Raw genomic sequence first — 16,461 nt, forward strand, 5'->3', positions numbered from 1 at the left:
GCTCGGTATCATGGCTGTATCTCCGAGTTCTAGATGTGTTTCATATGCAAGATGGACTTATGCACCCAACCAGTTTCTGATGGTATGTCAAATCTGGAGAGAGTAAAGTCTTCGATATATTCCATCTGCTGAATACGAAAAGGAGTCGCCATGTCGAAGCTTGCTGAATTCCGTGCTGCTGAGAAAGCCCTTGCTGAACAGATCGCTTACTTGGAGTCGCTGAAGAGTGATTCTGCGCTGAAGAAAGAAATCGCATTTGAGGGTGAACTGAAGGTCCTGATGCAGAGCTGCGGCAAGTCGCTGGGTGACATCATCTCGATTCTCGATCCCGAATCAGCAGGGGCTAGAGGTGTTCGCAGTAAGCGAGCTACTCAGGCCAAGCGTAAAGAGCGTCTCGTCAAGGTGTACAAAAATCCGAATACCGGTGAGATCGTGGGGACCAAAGGCGGTAATCATCGTGTCCTGAAGGCTTGGAAGGCTGAGTTTGGTCGCGATGCTGTAGAGTCCTGGCTGCAGAGCTGAATCGGTTACTGACCGTGTGAAAAATGACTCCTGGTGCAGAGGTTATGAACCTTACATCAGGAGTCATCATCGTGCCTCGTCATCCCGATAATACCAACCTCCATCTGCACCACGACAGCACCTTCGAAGGCCTACCGGTCATGGTCGAGAAAGGGCCCTTCATTGAGCAGTACCTTGCTCGCCTTAAGCGCACGATAGATCTGACACTGAGTCAGTATCCGAGGGTGATGGCCTTCCGTGTAGATCTGCGTCTGCCGGCAGGTATAGACCTGCCTGACTACGCCTACACGAATGAAGTCATCAGCCGGTTCATTGAGTCCTTCAAGGCGAAGATTGAACACGACCGGCAGAGGGCTCGTACTCGGAACCAGTATGCCCATGACTGCAAGGTCCGTTACGTTTGGGCTCGGGAGGGGAGAGTTAAGCCTCATTACCACCTGCTGATCCTGCTCAACCGTGATGCCTACTACACGCTCGGTCGCATGCACTCGGATACGGCGAACATGATCAATCGATTGCAGGAGGCCTGGGGCAGTGCCTTGGGGCTATCTGTAGACCTAATGGATGGATTGGTGGAGATTCCTGATAACGCCACGTATCGGATCAACCGAGATGTCCGTGTGGGGCAGGAAGACGAGTTGCCTGACCTTTTTCGCCGAGCCAGCTACCTCTGTAAGGCTGTCACGAAAACCTATGGTGATTGTCATCATGGGTTCGGCTGCAGCCGAGGCTAGTGGTGGATTCTGGACTGGATGGTTTGCCATCCAGTTGTTAAAGCTCTGCTCTTGGTGATCGAAGCAGAAAGTGGGGGTTGGCGACCAGATGCATGATGCGTTGCCCGCCCGGTATTCTTTGTTGATTGCGGGAGCGGAGGTTTTCGCGTGGTGAAAGACGAGGCAAGTCAGTCAGATGGCGCATCGATAATCGAAAAGAGTGTCGGCTTGGTGGAGCGTGCTTGGGATGCGCAATGGTCGTTGCGTCTGCTATTCGTGGTGTTGTTTTTCGATGGGGCAATGTTGCTGCGTACTGGTCGGGGCTGTGGCAATGGTCCGAGGCCGGCCCGGGACTACTCAATGATGTCGGCTGGCTCGCCAGCATCGTCGTTGCATTTTGTGTGGCTGCTGCCATCATGATGCCGACGGTGCTGACCCTGCTTACTTTGTCTATCAGTTCCGTTATTTACGCATTGCCGTCTATCTTCTGGCTTGGCGGCCAACGGAACGATCTACCTTCCTTTGGAGAGGTTCGGCATCGACTGTGCGCGACGAAGCGCTGAGCCAGAAGGACGACTTGTTGTTACGTCTCTATGAGAATGATGAGCGTGAGCGTCGGGAAGGAGAGAAGAGTCGGCGGCGGATTGGCAACTGCGCTGCTGGCTTTGTTGGTCGATGCATGGGGTGGTCATTGTGCTGCCGATGGTCTTATCTTGGTCGGTGTGCTCATTGAGGCCTTGGGTCGTTGGTCTCCGGGAGTCATCACAATCCTCCTGATTCCCGTCGTGCTGTGCCTGAAATGGGCTTGGTTTCCACCTTATGCCCCCAAATACATTTACTACCCGCCTTTGGTCGGGAAGCGGCGAAGATAATTCCCGTGTCAAAAGTAACTGCCTTCGCAGTGGTATGAAAATTCCCGACTAGGTAGGAAGGATGGATAGCCATTTCTTGTACTTCTCAAATCAGCTCCACAAATCATCAATGACTCGCCAGATTGGGGATCTGGTGCGGGCCATTCGGCGTAGCAGCCGACCAGCCAAATACGTAATGCAGAGGTATTTGGAGGGGAGGTTTGATGCCGGGGCTGATCACATGAAGCACCTGCTCATTCTTGGGCGAATGTACGACTTTGTTGCCGCACTCGACTCAGCGGAGTGCGCCATGGAGCTTGTAGCCTTTCGAGAGGCATGCATCTCCATTGGAGTCGACGTTTTTCCGGGCGTGGGACTGGTTTGCTTGCGAAAGGGTGAATGCGGTTATCTCAGTGACGAAGAGACGTTGGATCTCTTGGCCAATCGCATACGCACCTGTTCCACACACTGTGTGGAGTGAGAGGCAAGTACTCTGCTTCAGAATCGTTCGTCCTTGCGCCGTTGCTTCCGACGACGAACGACTATGAAGGGCGTGCATTCCATTCTGACTTTGTTCACGTGATGCACCTCAACTGACTCCGGAATGACCTCCAGAGCTTCTCGCGGCGTGCCATCATCCCAAAGATCGAGGAATATGCTGCTGAATTCGGGACGCCGGTGTGTAGTCGTTGCATCATCTGAGGTCCCGGATTGGACTTCCTCCCAGACCTCATAATCCGGATAGACGCCAACTGTGTCATAGCCGACTGTACGGGCTGAAATCTGCACGTCTTCCGGCAGGTCCATTTCCCGTACCTGCGGAGAAAAGCTACGGACCTTCCGAGAGGCCTGCCAGGATAACTGGGTACCCGCCGGCAAGGTGTGATACCCGTTCGCTTACGAAGGATGGCCAGCACCTGCGGATGAGGCCTGCAAGGGCTCGTTGCTTCCGCGTGGGACGACGGCAGAAGTTGTTCCGTGGCATCCGGTAGGGCGGGGTAGGTTTCAGGCCGACTCAGTAGAAAAAAACCAATCCGGCACCTGGTATGAAACCCAACAACCAGGTGCCGTGCCATGATCAACTTTTCTTATCCCCAGCCACGCCAACTGTCTCAAGCTGATGCTTCCATGATGATTGATCACTTCGTGGAACACATCGAGCTCTCTAGTGAGCCTGCGCTCATCATCACGACTAGCCGCTCTGGGGAGGAGCGCGCCGTAGCCACTTCGGTTGGACAATTCCTCGTGGATCTCCAACCGATGTATGACTTCGCGATCTCTACGGACGGCCACGCAGTCAGCGAAAAGCTACGGGTTTTTCGGGAGGCTTGCCAGGACGTCGGCATTGAGTTCAGTCCGTTGGTAGGCATCACCTGCCTGGACGAGAGTGAAAGCCGTTACCTCAGCGAGGTGGAGACGTTCAATTGGCTCGTGGATCGAATCCGTGAGAGAGCCTGTGGTAAGCGCTACCTGCGTGAGCGGTACGACTGCCGTTACCGGACCGAGAAGAACCAGGTGGCGGTTTTCAACTATGCGAAGGCAGTACTGGAAAAACGTTCTCGAACGGTGATCGTGCGGATCGACTTCTCGTATCTCGGTGGTGCTTTGGTGGATGTGCAGGTGAAGCAGCTCTTCGAAGATCTGAGGCGCTTCATGCTCCAAAGGAGGAGTAGCTCGATCTTCAAGCATGAGGTAGGGCACACCTACTTGGTGGGGCAGGATGTGGACAAGGGATACTTCATCCGTACGATTTTCTTCTTCGATGGTACCTACGTCAAAAGCGACTGGAACAAGGCGAGAAGCATCGGCGGGTTCTGGAGAAGGGTGACTCAAGGCAGAGGAGGCTACGTCAGTTCGAACCATGACATGAGCCGCTACTGGGGCGAACTGGGTGTTGGAGTATTCGACCATCCCGATGAGAGAGCCATAGTCAACATCGCTCATGCAATACGTCGTTTATCAGGCTTCGCAGAGCCTCTTCGTATCAAGCCAGTAGGCGCCAGATGCTTCCATCTGGGAGCGGTTCGATAGTTTGGGATGATGGTCGAGTTCCCGCCTTTCAGTAGAGCGGGGCGAGTTCTGCATTTTCTGCATATCTGGTTTAGACCCCGTCGCCTAGCTGCCCCAGACGGCCCGTCCATACACTCCGGCCCAACGCAACCGGAGAGTGGTCATGGACACGGCGGTATCCGACAACAACAGTCCCGAACTTTCGACACCCTTCCTCCGCGACACCGACGTCGCGGTCCTGGCCGACTGGGCGAAGGCCATTGCCGCCCTGGCCGATGCCTATTCGCGGCCGATCACCCCGGCCATGGTGCCGTCGCGCCTGATGGCCCGCGGCGACGGCTTCTGGCTGCGCGGTATGTGCGCCGTGTCGCCGTCGGGCGAGTACTTCGGCAGCAAGCAGATCGCCGCCTCGCCGAAGATCCGTCGCGCCAGCTACCTGATCTCGCTGTTCGACCAGCGCACCATGGAACTGGCGGCGCTGGTCGACGGGCGCCGCATCACCGACATCCGCACCGCCGCTACGGCGGTGGTCGCGGCTAACGCGATCAACCCCGAGGGCGCGCTGCGCGTCGGCGTGATTGGCTCCGGCGCCGTGGCGCAGAGCATGCTCACCGCGCTGCTGGCCGTGCGCGAGGTCTCTCAGGCCCGGGTCTACAGCCCGACGCCTGCCAGCCGCGAGAAATTCGCCGAGCTGTTCCGAGCCTCCCATGGGCTGAACGTCGAGACCGCCGGCAATCCGCCGGCCGCCATCGATGGCGTCGACCTGGTGATCTGCGCCGCTCGCAGCCGCGACGAGTCCCCGGTGTTGCTGGGGGAGTGGCTACAGCCGGGCATGGTGGTGCTGTCCATCGGCTCGACCCTGCCTGAACAGCGCGAAGTCGACGTCAGTGCCATGGCCCGCGCCGACCTGATCGTCGCCGATATGCCCGAGGAAGTCCTGCACGAGACCGGCGACGCGCTGGTCGCCGTCCGCGAGGGCGTGGACGTGGCGGGCAAGACCGTCGGCCTAGCCGAAGTCGTGTCCGGCGCCGTCAAGGCCCGCCGGTCCCCCGGCGACATCGTCATCTACAAGTCGGTCGGCACTGCCCTGCAGGACGTGGTCACCGCCGAGATGCTGCTGCGCGAGGCCCTGGCCAGCGGGCAGTACCAACGCCTTCCCACCGGCATCGTGACCATCGATCGCTGAAAGCCCCACACCGGAGAACAACAAGATGGCCAACTACCAACGCAACGACGCCCGCGCCTGGGCCAGCGAAATGCTGGTCGGCTGCTCGGGAGTCACCATCCCCAGCTACAGCGCCGACCTCAAGCGTCTGAACGAGCGCGGCATCCGCCACGACATCGAGAAGATCGTCGGCCTGGGTTACACCTACACATTGCTGTGCACCGAGGTGGCCATCACCCCGGAAGAGAACGCGCAGTTCACCGCCTGGGCCAAGGACACCGCCGGCGACAAGCTCGGCCTGTTCTTCCACGCCGGCTTCGGCACCCTGGCAGAGAACATCGAGGCAGTGAAGCTGGCCGAGAAGGCCGGTGCCGATATCGCCCTGTTGTCCTACCCGTCGAACTTCTGGCCGACCAGCGAGCAGGAGATCTACGACTATACCCGCGCCTTCTGCGACGCCACCGAACTGGCGGTGATGCTCTTCCCCATCCCGCTCTGGGGCTTTGAGCGCGTGCATCCCCAAGGCATGTCCCCAGCGCTGATCCGCCGCCTGCTGGATGACTGCCCGAACATCGTGGCGATCAAGGCCGAGCAGGGTTTCCCGCACGTCGGCGGGTTGATCGAGACCTACCACCGCTTTGGCGAGGAAGTGGTCATCAGTTGCCCGATCGAGAGCGACGTGATCCCGCTGATGAAGTTCATGGACCTGCAGTTCTCCGGCACCAGCTACACGCAGTGGATGGGCGACACCTTCCCGCGCACCTTCGAACTGGCCCGCAACGGCCAGTGGGAGCAGGCAATGGAACTGTACTGGAAGGTACAGCCGGCGCGCGGCGCCGTGGGGGCTGCCACCGGTGCCTACATGCCCGGCTCCAACTACATCAACCGGGCCCACTGGAAGTACATGGACTGGCTGGCCGGCTTCAATGGCGGCCCGTTGCGCGCCCCGGCCGCACGCATCCCCGACCGCCTGATGAAGGTGCTGCGCCAGGGCCTGGTGGCTTCCGGGCTCGAATGCACTGGCGACGACGACAGCCAGTTCCTGGTTGGCCGCTACACCTGCTGAGGCCGCGCGATGAGCATCGAACTTCTGAAAGACCGGGGCCTCTGGCGCCAGGCCGCGTTCATCGACGGCCATTGGATGGAAGAGTCCCCGCACGGCAAATACGCCTTGCGCAACCCTGCCACCGGCGAGGTACTGGTGGAGCTGCCGGTGTGCCGCGAGCCCGAGACCGAGTTCGCCGTGAAGGCCGCCCATGCTGCCTTCCAGCGCTGGAGCAGGGTGCCGGCCAAGCAGCGTGGCGAGATCGTCAACCGCTGGTACCAACTGGTGGTTGAACACAAGGAAGACCTGGCGACCCTGATCACCCTGGAGGAGGGCAAGCCGCTGGCCGAGGCCCGGGGCGAGGTGGACTACGCCGCGTCGTTCCTGCAGTGGTTCTCCGAAGAGGCCAAGCGTGTGCGCGGCGATGTCATCCCGGCGCACAAGGAAAGCCAGCGCATAGTCGCGCTGAAACAGCCGATCGGTGTCTGCGCGGCCATCACGCCGTGGAACTTCCCGGCTGCGATGATTACCCGCAAGGCCGGCCCGGCGCTGGCCGCGGGCTGCTCGATGGTGGTCAAGCCGGCCAGCCAGACGCCGCTGACCGCACTGGCCCTGGCCGAGCTGGCGCATCGTGCGGGCGTACCGGCCGGCGTGTTCAGCGTGGTCACCGGCAACGCCACGCGTCCGGTGGGCAACATGCTCACTGGCCATCCGCTGGTGCGCAAGATCACCTTCACCGGTTCCACCGAAGTGGGCCGCCTGCTGCTGGCGCAGTCCGCCGAGACCATCAAGAAGTGCTCCATGGAGCTGGGTGGCAACGCGCCGCTGATCGTCTTCGATGACGCAGACCTGGACCTGGCGGTGGAGGGCATCCTCAACGCCAAGTTCCGCAACACCGGGCAGTCGTGTATTGCCGCCAACCGCGTACTGATCCAGGACGGCGTCTACGAGCGCCTGGCCGACCGCCTGGCTGCGCGCACCGCCGAGCTGAAGGTCGGCAACGGTCTGGAAGAAGGCGTGCAGATTGGCCCGATGATCGACACCCAGGCCGTGGCCAAGGTCGAAGAGCACCTGGCCAACGCTGTGGCCGGCGGCGCCCGGGTATTGGTCGGCGGTCGCCGCCATGCCCTTGGCGGGGCCTTCTTCGAGCCGACGGTGGTGGCCGGGGTGGACCTGGGCATGACCATCGCCCAGGAAGAGACCTTCGGTCCGGTGATGCCGCTGCTGCGCTTTTCCACTGAGGCGCAAGCCATCGCCATGGCCAACGACACCGATTTCGGCCTCGCCGCCTACCTGTTCAGCCGCGACGCGGCGCGCATCTGGCGCACCGCCGAGGCGCTGGAGAGCGGCATGGTCGGCATCAACACTGGGCTGATCTCCAACGAGGTCGCGCCCTTCGGCGGGGTCAAGCAGAGCGGCCTGGGCCGCGAGGGCTCGCATTACGGGATCGAGGAGTTCCTCGAACTGAAGTACCTGTGCTGGGACGGCCTGATCGGCATGCCCTGACGCGGCGAACGGGCCGCGGTACGTGGCCGCGGCCCTTCATGAACGTGGCGCCTAGAACAATCACAAGAGCGTAGAGCCATGAACCACGAGAACAACAAGAAGGTCAGCTTCACCCCCGCCGTCCTCGCCAGCGCAATCGCGCTGGGCAACCTGCTGCCGGCAGCGGCTTGGGCCGCCACCAGCTGGGAAGGCGACGGCTACAAGATCGACTGGACCAACTCGCTGCGCTACTCGGCCGAGTCGCGCCTGAAGGGCCGCGACAGCAAGCTGCTGTCCAGCCCCAACCTGGACGACGGCGACCGCAACTTCAGCACCGGGCTGATCTCCAATCGCTTCGAGCTGTTCAGCGAACTCGACGCGGTGACCGACAGCGGCTTCGGCGCGCGGGTCAGCGGCATCGCCTGGTACGACACCGTCTACAACCGCAAGAACGATAATCCCGGCCCGGACGGCGGCGCGGCGCCGAACCATACCAGCAGGGACTACGACGAATTCACCACCACCACCCGCGACCAGCAGGGACGCCAGGCCGAGCTGCGCGATGCATTCATCTTCGGCCGCATGGACATCGGCAACACCCAGCTCAGCGGCCGCCTGGGCCAGCACTCGCTGGTCTGGGGCGAAAGCCTGTTCTTCGCCAATAACGCGGTGGCCGGGGCGCAAAGCCCGTTCGACACTACTCGGTTGATCGACGACCCCACCGCCGAGGCCAAGGAGTTCGTACTGCCGGTACCCCAGGTCTCGGCACAGTGGCAACTGACCGACTCGGTGTCGCTGGCGGCCTATTACCAGTTCCGCTACGTGCACAACCGTATCCCCTCGGTGGGTAGCTACTTCTCCGTCTCCGACGTGGTCGGCGGCGGCGCCGAGCGGTTGATCCTCGGGCCGGGCCTGGCGGCGGTGCGCGAGTCCGACCGTGATGCCAGGGACAACGGCCAGTTCGGCCTGCAACTGCACTGGCAGGTGGGCGAGACCGACCTGGGCTTCTATGCGTTGCGCTTCCACGACAAGGACTTCCAGCAGGTCACCGTGCTGGGCATGCCGCTGCCCGGCGTGGTCATGCCCACCAGCTACTACCTCGCCTACAACGAAGACACCAAGCTCTACGGTTTCAGCGCCAGCCGCAGCTTCGGCGACCTCAACCTGGCCTTCGAGACCTCCATCCGCAAGGACCAGGCTCTGGCCACCACCGGCGCGGTGGACAGCTCCGCGCTTGGCGGCCCACTCACCAACAACAGCGGCCATCCGGCCTACGCGGTGGGCGATACGGCCCATGCCAACCTCTCGGCGATCTGGAGCGTGCCGCGTACGCCGCTGTGGAACGAGGCCAACCTGGCTGCCGAAGTGGCCTGGACCCACCTGATCCGCTGCACCGAGAACTGCAACGCCCGCGGTGGCGACATCGCCGCCTTGGATCCCAACGCGAGCAAGAACGCCACCTCCCTGCGCGCCGTGTTCAGGCCCATGTATCGGCAGGCCCTGGTCGGCTGGGACATCAGCCTGCCCATGGGTGTCGGCTACAGCCCGCACGGTTCGCGCAACGTCCTCGGCCCGGCCGCGGTACCGCCGGAAGGCGGCGGCGACCTGACCTTCGGGGTGAGTGGCCTGTACATGAACGAATGGGACATGACCCTGGCCGTCACCCATTTCTTCGGCGGCGCCGGCACCTTCCTGGACGGGAGCAATGCCTACAGCTACCAGCAGGCGCGCAAGGATAGGGACTTCGTTTCCTTCACAGTCCGTCACAGTTTCTGAAGCGCGCTTCAGGACAAGAACAAGAACGAGGAGGCACCAATGAACAAACTTCTTGCCATGGGGCTGCTGGCCTGCGCCATCGCCGCTCCCGCCCACTCCGCGGTGACCGATGAGCAGGCGCAGCACCTGAAGAGTGACCTGACGCCCTTCGGTGCGCAGAAGGCCGGTAACGCCGACGGCTCCATTCCCGCCTGGACCGGCGGGCTGACCACGCCGACAGCGGGCGACGTGCCCGGCGGCCGCCGCGGCGACCCGTTCAAGGACGAGAAACCGCTGTTCTCCATCAGCGCCAAGGACATGGACAAGTACGCCGGCAACCTCAGCGATGGCACTAAGGCACTGCTGAAGAAGTATCCCGAGTTCCGCCTGGACGTGTACCCGACCCATCGCACCGCTGCTGCGCCGCAGTGGGTGTACGACAACACCTTCGCCAACGCCACCCGCGCGAAGATGGTCGACGGCGTGCCTACCGGGGCCTACGGCGGCATCCCGTTCCCCATTCCGCAGTCCGCGGAAGAGGTCGTCTGGAACCACGTGCTGCGCTGGCGCGGCATGCGCTTCCAGCACTTCAACGACTGGTACCAGATCCTTGCCGACGGCCGCGCGGTGATGGTCACCGACGGCGAGATCAACGAGCAGTTGCCTTACTACGACCAGAACGGCAACGCCGAACAGTTCGCGAAGGACAACAAGCCGTTCTGGCAGGTCGCCATCCGCAACATCGGCCCGCCGCTGCGTGCCGGTGAGGCGCTGCTGGCCCACGAGTACCTGGACCAGAACAAGACCCAGACCTGGGTCTACCTCAAGGGCCAGCGCCGCGTGCGCAAGCTTCCCAACGCCTGTTGCGACACGCCGACGCCGGCCGCTGCGGGGGTCATGACCTTCGACGAGATGTATACCTGGACCGGACGCCTGGATCGCTTCGACTGGAAGCTGATCGGCAAGCAGGAGATGTTCATCCCCTACAACGCCAACCGCCTGTTGCAGCCGACCCGGGATGAGCAGGTGCTCGCCGGGCATACCCTCAATCCCGACCACGTGCGCTGGGAAAAACACCGTGTCTGGGTGGTCGAGGCCAACCTGCGTGCCGGCCAGCGCCACCAGGCGCCGAAGAGCCGCTACTACTGTGACGAGGACACCTGGATCTGCACCCTGGCCGACCGTTGGGATGCCAATGGCCAGCTCTGGCGCACCCTCTGGTCGATGCCCATCGTGCTGCCGGAACTACCCGGCATGGCCATCGCCACCTTCGGCTACAACGATCTGCTCGCCGGCACCGCCTTCGTCGCCCAACTGCACAACACCAAGGACAAACAGTACGTGCTCAAGCAGGGCGGCAACGACCTGGTGTTCTCGCCGGACGGCCTGGCCGGCAACAGCGTGCGCTGACGAGGTGGGTCCGATGAACGGCAAACTGAAAGCCCTCTGCGTTACCAGCCTGGCTCTCGTGGCCCTGCTGACGGGCGCCGTGGCAGAGGCCGCGGCCAGCGGCGAACCCCAGGGCAGGGCGGCGCTGGCCGTCGCCCACCCGGCCGGCGCCGTGCTGATGGCGGCGGCTGCCGCCGAGGGTGGGCGCCTGGTGGCAGTGGGCGAGCGCGGCCTGGTGATTCTCTCCGAAGATGGTGGCCGACATTGGCGCCAGGCCCAGGTGCCGGTCAGCGTGACTCTCACTTCGGTGCGCTTCGTCGGCGGCCGCGGGGTGGCGGTCGGCCATGGTGGCGTGGTGCTCGTCTCCGGCGATGGCGGCGAGCACTGGAGCCTGGCTCTGGACGGCAAGCGTGCCGCGCAACTGGCCTTGGCCGATGCGCAGACGGTGGACGACCCGGCGCTGCTGCAGAATGCCCGGCTAATGGTCGAGGAGCAGCCGAACAAGCCGCTGCTCGACGTCAGCCTGGGCGCCGACGGGCAGATTCTCGTCGTCGGGGCCTATGGCCTGGCCCTGTACTCGGCTGACTTCGGCAAGACCTGGAGCTCCTGGATGAGCCGCCTGGACAACCCCGACAGCCTGCACCTGTACGCCGTGCGCCAGAGCGGGCCGGTGCTGCTGCTGGCCGGCGAACGCGGCCTGGTGCTGCGCTCCGCGGATGGCGGGGCGCACTTCCAGCGACTGCAGTTGCCCTACGCCGGCAGCCTGTTCACCGCCGAACTGACGTCGGCCGACGACATGCTGGTCGCCGGCCTGCGCGGCAGCCTGCTGCGCAGTCGTGATGGCGGACGTAGCTGGCAGCGTGCGGAGAACACTGGCAATGCCTCCTTCACCGCTTCCAGCCCGGGTGCCGACGGCACGCTCTACCTGGCCAACCAGGCCGGCCAGGTATTGCGCTGGCGAGACGGCGCCTTGGCACCGCTCAACCAGCAGGCCCTGCCGTCGATCAACGGCGTGCTGGCTGGCCCCGAATCGATCGTAGTGCTCGGCAATCTCGGCGTGTCCACGCTGCAGTTGGCCGGGCAATGAGAGGACATGCGCCAATGAACCTGAATGCCGCGCCGAAGGGCAGGGGAGAACTGCCGGAATTCGATCCTCGCTCGGGCTCCTTCGTCGAGAGGGCGATCTTCAACCATCGCCTGCTGGTGGTCCTGCTCTGCACCCTGCTGACGCTGTTCTTCGCCAGCCAGCTGCGCCACCTGCAACTGTCGGCCAGCTTCGAGAAGATGATTCCCCAGGGCCACCCCTACATCCAGAACTTCAGGGCGCACGAGAAGGACCTGGTGGGTTTGGGCAACGCCGTCCGCATCGCCCTGGCCAATCCCGCGGGCAGCATCTATGACGCGCGTTACCTGGATGCCCTGCGCCAGCTCAATGACGAGGTGTTTCTGCTGCCTGGCGTGAACCGCATGCAGATGAAGTCGCTGTGGACGCCCACCACCCGCTGGGCCGGCGTCACCGAGGACGGCTTGGAGGGCGGTCCGGTGATTCCCGAGGGCTACGATGGCTCAGCGAAGAGCTTGCAGCGGCTGGCCGCCAACCTGATGCGCTCCGGCGAGATAGGCCGCACCGTGGCCACCGACTTCCGCTCCACCGCCATCTACGTGCCCTTGCTGAGCACCGATGCCCAGGGCAGGCCGCTCGACTACGCGGCGTTGTCGAAGTCCCTCGACCAGTTGCGAGACAAGTACCAGGCCAAGGGCTACCCGGTGCATATCACCGGCTTCGCCAAGCTGGTGGGCGACCTGATCGACGGCGTGCGCAGTGTCGCCCTGTTCTTCGCCATCACCCTGTTGGTCAGCGCCGCCGTGCTGTTCTGGTACACCCGCTGCTGGCGCTCCACCGCAGCAGTGGTGGTGGCCTCGCTGATCGCCGTGGTTTGGCAACTGGGCATGCTGCCGATCCTGGACACTGCGCTGGACCCTTACTCGATACTGGTACCCTTCCTGGTCTTCGCCATCGGCATGAGCCATGGCTCGCAGAAGATGAACGGCATCCTCCAGGACGTCGGCCGTGGCGCCGACAAGCGCATGGCCGCGCGCCTGACCTTCCGCCGCCTGTTCGGCGCCGGCCTGGCGGCGCTGGTGATCGATGCGGTGGGCTTCGCCGTGCTGCTGGTGATCGACATCCAGGTGATTCGCGAACTGGCACTGGCGGCGTCCATCGGCGTGGCGATCCTGGTCTTCACCAACCTCATCCTGCTGCCGGTGATGCTCAGCTATGTCGGCGTCTCGCCGGCCGCCGCGGCGCGCAGCCTGAAGTCCGAGCAGAACGCCGCCATGGGCGGCGAGAAGCACCCGGTATGGCGCTTCCTCGACCGCTTCACCGAGCGCCGCTGGGCCAGCGCCGCCATCGCCGGTGCCGTGCTGCTGGCCGTGGGCGGCTGGCTGGTGGCGCACCAGCTGCAGATCGGCGACCTCGACCCGGGCGCGCCGGAATTGCGCCAGGACAGCCGCTACAACCGCGACGTGGCCTACCTCAACGAACACTACGGTGCCTCCAGCGACGTGCTAGCGGTGATGGTGAAGACGCCGGCCGGCTACTGCTCCGCCTACGACACTCTGAACAAGGTCGACGAACTGGAATGGCAGCTGCGCCAGCTACCCGGCGTGGACAGCACCGACACCCTGGCCCTGCTGACCCGCCGCATGAGCGCCGCGCTCAACGAAGGCAATCCCAAGTGGTACGACTTCGTCGACAACCAGGACATGCTCAACACCATCACCGCAGGCGCCCCGCGAGGCCTCTACGATGACGCCTGTTCGCTGCTGACGCTCTACGTCTACCTGGCCGACCACAAGGCCGCGACCCTCGCGCGGGTGGTGCAGCACGTGGAGGCCTTCGCCAGGGCCAACGATACGAAGGACGTGCAGTTCCAACTGGCCGCCGGCTCTGCCGGCATCGAGGCGGCCACCAACATAGTGGTCGCCAATGCCTGGCGCACGATGAACCTGCTGGTATATGCCATAGTCGCGCTGCTGGCGCTGATCACCTTTCGCTCCTGGCGCGCGGTGATCGTGGCCATCCTGCCGCTGATGCTGACCTCGGTACTGGCCGAGTCGCTGATGGTGGTCCTGGGCATGGGGGTGAAGGTCGCCACCCTGCCGGTGATCGCCCTGGGCGTGGGCATCGGCGTGGACTACGCGCTCTACATCCTGTCGATCATGCTGGTGCAGCTCAAGGCCGGGCAGCCGCTCTCGGTGGCCTACTACCGTGCCCTGACCTTCACCGGCAAGGTGGTCATGCTCACCGGCATCACCCTGTCCCTGGGGGTGGCCACCTGGCTCGGCAGCCCCATCAAGTTCCAGGCCGACATGGGCGCGCTGCTGGCCTTCATGTTCCTCTGGAACATGCTCGGCGCCATGGTGCTCGTTCCCTCGCTCTCGTACTTCCTGCTCGGGCCGGGCAAGGCCCGGGAGGCGCGCGGCGAGGTCCTGCCCGGCAAATTGCTCACAGGCGCGCTGGAAAGACAATAGGACCAACGCCCAGGCCCCACCCGGCCGGGCACGCGGTATTGCTGTACGCACAAGAACAAGTGAATCAGGAGAACAACAAAGATGAACTACGACCTGATCTATCCCGGCAACCCCGACCAATACCTGGACGATCTCTGCCGACGTGTCGACCAGGGCATGGACGAGGGCCTGCTGCCGGTCGAAGTCTTCCGTGACGACGCCGTGTTCCGCGCCGAGATGGAGCGTATCTTCGCGCGCAACTGGATCTTCGTGGCGCACACCTCCGAGATCCCCAACAACGGCGACTACGTCCTGCGCCGCCTGGGGATCGACAAGGTGATAGTCACCCGCGACGACAGCGGGCAGATCAACGTCATGCTCAACCACTGCCGCCACCGGGGCACCGAACTGTGCCACCACGACAAGGGCAACGCTCGCCACTTCAAATGCCCGTACCACGGCTGGGTATACCGCAACAACGGCGAATGGGCCGGTGCGCCGCACCTGAAGGAGGCCTATGACGGCCCGCTGGACAAGAAGGAATGGGGCCTGCTCAAGGCCGCCAGGGTCGAGTCCATCCACGGCTTCATCTTCGCCTCGCTGAACCCCGACATCGCCCCGCTGCGCGAATACCTGGGGGGCGCCGCATGGATGATGGATGCCATCTTCGGCTTGCACCCGGATGGCATGAAGGTGCTCAAGGAGCCCGAGCGTTTCATCGTCAAGGCCGACTGGAAGAGCGGCGCCGAGAACTTCAGCGGCGATGCCTATCACGTCAGCACCGCGCACCTGTCGGCGGCGCTCTCGGAGTTCATCCCCGGCGTCAACCAGGTCAGCAGCATGGCTAGCGGCTATGACTTCGGCAACGGCAACAGCTTCATCGGCCACGCCTTGCCGGACTTGATCGCACCCATGTTCGACATGTGGGGCTATACCCCCGAGCAGCGTGAGAAGTTCGATCTCTCTACCCTCGACGAAGTGCAACTGGAAATGCTCCGCAGCGTGCCGCCGACCATCGGCACGATTTTCCCGAACTTCAGTTTCCTGCGCTTCCCGCAGCCGGACGTCCCCGGGCAGATGCCGGTACCGTTCACCAGCATCCGCATGTGGCAGCCGGTATCGCCGGGCGTGATGGAACTGTGGAACTACGAGTTCGAGTACGCCTGCCTGCCGGAGGAGTTCCATGAGCGCGCCTATATGGCTGGGCAGTTTGGCTTCGGCTCCGGCGGCATTTTCGAGCAGGACGACACGGCGGTCTGGGAAGGGATCGCCAAGGTCGGCGGCAGTCCCTGGGCGCGCACCAAGGGCATGCGTCTGCACTACCAGCAGAAACGCGGCGGGCCGGACCCGGACTGGAAGGGGCCGGGCGAGTTCCATCCGTCGATCTACGGCGAGTACAGCCAGGAGCGCTTCTGGCGCCGCTGGGTGAAGGAAATGCGTGAAGGCAAGGGTGCCTCGCGTTCGGTCGCCGACCAATGCCTGGGCCAGGGGGAGTGTGAGTGATGAACAACCTGCATGAACTGCGCGCCATCGCCGCCGACTTCCTCGCCCGCGAGGCGCTCATGCTCGACGAGCGGCGCTTTCGCGACTGGCTGGCGCTGCTCGACGAGAACATCGACTACGACGTGCCGATCCGTATCGCCATGCGCGACTACAAGGACGAGTTTCCCGAGGGCGCGTTCCGCATCAAGGACTGCATGGCCCACATCAAGACCCGCATCGCCCGCCTGGAAAGCGACCACGCCTGGGCCGAGGTGCCGCCCTCACGCACCCTGCGGGTGGTCGGCAGCATGATCGTCGAAGCCACCGACAGGCCCGACGAGGTGGCGGTGACCAGCGCCATGATCCTCTACCGCCAGCGCGGCAGCGAAGACCTGGGCGATGTCATCCCGGTGCGCCGCCATGACGTGCTGCGCATAGGCGCCGACGGTTCGGTGAAGTTGCTCAAGCGCCGCGCGCTGATCACCGAAACCGTGCTGCACACGCCGAACCTGGGTGTGTTCCTTTGACCCG

The 16,461-nt window shown here is 63.4% G+C and carries 14 protein-coding genes; 13 read left to right on the plus strand and 1 reads right to left on the minus strand.

What is annotated here, in order from left to right; genetic code table 11:
* Window positions 1-150 precede the first annotated feature (150 nt).
* From PM1_RS11130 to PM1_RS11140, 3 genes are all read left to right on the plus strand, one after another.
* Complete coding sequence (locus PM1_RS11130) at window positions 151-522, plus strand: histone-like nucleoid-structuring protein, MvaT/MvaU family (protein ID WP_009623394.1); 372 nt, start codon at window positions 151-153, stop codon at window positions 520-522.
* Between the two features lie 71 nt (window positions 523-593).
* Window positions 594-1,256, plus strand: coding sequence for an inovirus Gp2 family protein (locus PM1_RS11135; protein WP_009623392.1), 663 nt, complete (start codon window positions 594-596; stop codon window positions 1,254-1,256).
* Between the two features lie 233 nt (window positions 1,257-1,489).
* A complete protein-coding gene (locus PM1_RS11140; protein WP_152604480.1) occupies window positions 1,490-1,798 on the plus strand; it encodes a hypothetical protein in 309 nt (102 codons plus the stop codon).
* Window positions 1,799-2,584: 786 nt separating this feature from the next.
* Here PM1_RS11140 and PM1_RS11145 read toward each other — a convergent pair.
* Window positions 2,585-2,893 (minus strand): hypothetical protein, encoded by a 309-nt coding sequence (locus PM1_RS11145; RefSeq protein WP_152604481.1) that lies wholly within the window; start codon window positions 2,891-2,893, stop codon window positions 2,585-2,587.
* Between the two features lie 267 nt (window positions 2,894-3,160).
* Here PM1_RS11145 and PM1_RS11150 point away from each other — a divergent pair, with 267 nt between their 5' ends.
* The 10 genes from PM1_RS11150 (at window position 3,161) to PM1_RS11195 (ending at window position 16,457) form a co-directional block, all read left to right on the plus strand.
* Window positions 3,161-4,117, plus strand: a complete 957-nt coding sequence (locus PM1_RS11150) for a hypothetical protein (protein WP_009623390.1) — start codon at window positions 3,161-3,163, stop codon at window positions 4,115-4,117.
* 142 nt (window positions 4,118-4,259) lie between these two features.
* Complete coding sequence (locus PM1_RS11155) at window positions 4,260-5,282, plus strand: ornithine cyclodeaminase family protein (RefSeq protein WP_009623387.1); 1,023 nt, start codon at window positions 4,260-4,262, stop codon at window positions 5,280-5,282.
* Between the two features lie 25 nt (window positions 5,283-5,307).
* Window positions 5,308-6,327: a dihydrodipicolinate synthase family protein gene (locus PM1_RS11160; RefSeq protein WP_009623385.1), complete on the plus strand. Its 1,020-nt coding sequence runs from the start codon at window positions 5,308-5,310 to the stop codon at window positions 6,325-6,327.
* Window positions 6,328-6,336: 9 nt separating this feature from the next.
* Window positions 6,337-7,812 (plus strand): NAD-dependent succinate-semialdehyde dehydrogenase, encoded by a 1,476-nt coding sequence (locus PM1_RS11165; RefSeq protein WP_009623383.1) that lies wholly within the window; start codon window positions 6,337-6,339, stop codon window positions 7,810-7,812.
* Window positions 7,813-7,890: 78 nt separating this feature from the next.
* Window positions 7,891-9,567, plus strand: a complete 1,677-nt coding sequence (locus PM1_RS11170; protein ID WP_009623381.1) for a DUF1302 domain-containing protein — start codon at window positions 7,891-7,893, stop codon at window positions 9,565-9,567.
* A gap of 39 nt (window positions 9,568-9,606) precedes the next feature.
* A complete protein-coding gene (locus PM1_RS11175; protein ID WP_009623379.1) occupies window positions 9,607-10,956 on the plus strand; it encodes a DUF1329 domain-containing protein in 1,350 nt (449 codons plus the stop codon).
* 13 nt (window positions 10,957-10,969) lie between these two features.
* Window positions 10,970-12,022, plus strand: coding sequence for a WD40/YVTN/BNR-like repeat-containing protein (locus PM1_RS11180; protein WP_009623377.1), 1,053 nt, complete (start codon window positions 10,970-10,972; stop codon window positions 12,020-12,022).
* A 14-nt stretch (window positions 12,023-12,036) separates the two neighbouring features.
* Window positions 12,037-14,469, plus strand: coding sequence for an efflux RND transporter permease subunit (locus PM1_RS11185; protein ID WP_009623375.1), 2,433 nt, complete (start codon window positions 12,037-12,039; stop codon window positions 14,467-14,469).
* Window positions 14,470-14,550: 81 nt separating this feature from the next.
* Complete coding sequence (locus PM1_RS11190) at window positions 14,551-15,951, plus strand: aromatic ring-hydroxylating oxygenase subunit alpha (RefSeq protein WP_009623373.1); 1,401 nt, start codon at window positions 14,551-14,553, stop codon at window positions 15,949-15,951.
* Window positions 15,951-16,457: an aromatic-ring-hydroxylating dioxygenase subunit beta gene (locus PM1_RS11195; RefSeq protein ID WP_009623371.1), complete on the plus strand. Its 507-nt coding sequence runs from the start codon at window positions 15,951-15,953 to the stop codon at window positions 16,455-16,457. The genes PM1_RS11190 and PM1_RS11195 overlap by 1 nt, the downstream gene beginning before the upstream one ends.
* The last annotated feature ends 4 nt before the right edge of the window (window positions 16,458-16,461 follow it).

This window comes from Pseudomonas sp. M1 (assembly GCF_022760135.1).
Lineage (GTDB): Bacteria > Pseudomonadota > Gammaproteobacteria > Pseudomonadales > Pseudomonadaceae > Pseudomonas > Pseudomonas citronellolis.

Bases quoted from the DNA above. Each gene is read 5' to 3' on its own strand.
- PM1_RS11160 (WP_009623385.1), top strand. From the start codon at position 5,308: ATGGCCAACTACCAACGCAACGACGCCCGCGCCTGGGCCAGCGAAATG.
- PM1_RS11165 (WP_009623383.1), top strand. From the start codon at position 6,337: ATGAGCATCGAACTTCTGAAAGACCGGGGCCTCTGGCGCCAGGCCGCG.
- PM1_RS11130 (WP_009623394.1), top strand. From the start codon at position 151: ATGTCGAAGCTTGCTGAATTCCGTGCTGCTGAGAAAGCCCTTGCTGAA.
- PM1_RS11175 (WP_009623379.1), top strand. From the start codon at position 9,607: ATGAACAAACTTCTTGCCATGGGGCTGCTGGCCTGCGCCATCGCCGCT.
- PM1_RS11150 (WP_009623390.1), top strand. From the start codon at position 3,161: ATGATCAACTTTTCTTATCCCCAGCCACGCCAACTGTCTCAAGCTGAT.
- PM1_RS11190 (WP_009623373.1), top strand. From the start codon at position 14,551: ATGAACTACGACCTGATCTATCCCGGCAACCCCGACCAATACCTGGAC.
- PM1_RS11140 (WP_152604480.1), top strand. From the start codon at position 1,490: ATGGTCGTTGCGTCTGCTATTCGTGGTGTTGTTTTTCGATGGGGCAAT.
- PM1_RS11185 (WP_009623375.1), top strand. From the start codon at position 12,037: ATGAACCTGAATGCCGCGCCGAAGGGCAGGGGAGAACTGCCGGAATTC.
- PM1_RS11180 (WP_009623377.1), top strand. From the start codon at position 10,970: ATGAACGGCAAACTGAAAGCCCTCTGCGTTACCAGCCTGGCTCTCGTG.
- PM1_RS11145 (WP_152604481.1), bottom strand. From the start codon at position 2,893: ATGGACCTGCCGGAAGACGTGCAGATTTCAGCCCGTACAGTCGGCTAT.
- PM1_RS11195 (WP_009623371.1), top strand. From the start codon at position 15,951: ATGAACAACCTGCATGAACTGCGCGCCATCGCCGCCGACTTCCTCGCC.
- PM1_RS11155 (WP_009623387.1), top strand. From the start codon at position 4,260: ATGGACACGGCGGTATCCGACAACAACAGTCCCGAACTTTCGACACCC.
- PM1_RS11170 (WP_009623381.1), top strand. From the start codon at position 7,891: ATGAACCACGAGAACAACAAGAAGGTCAGCTTCACCCCCGCCGTCCTC.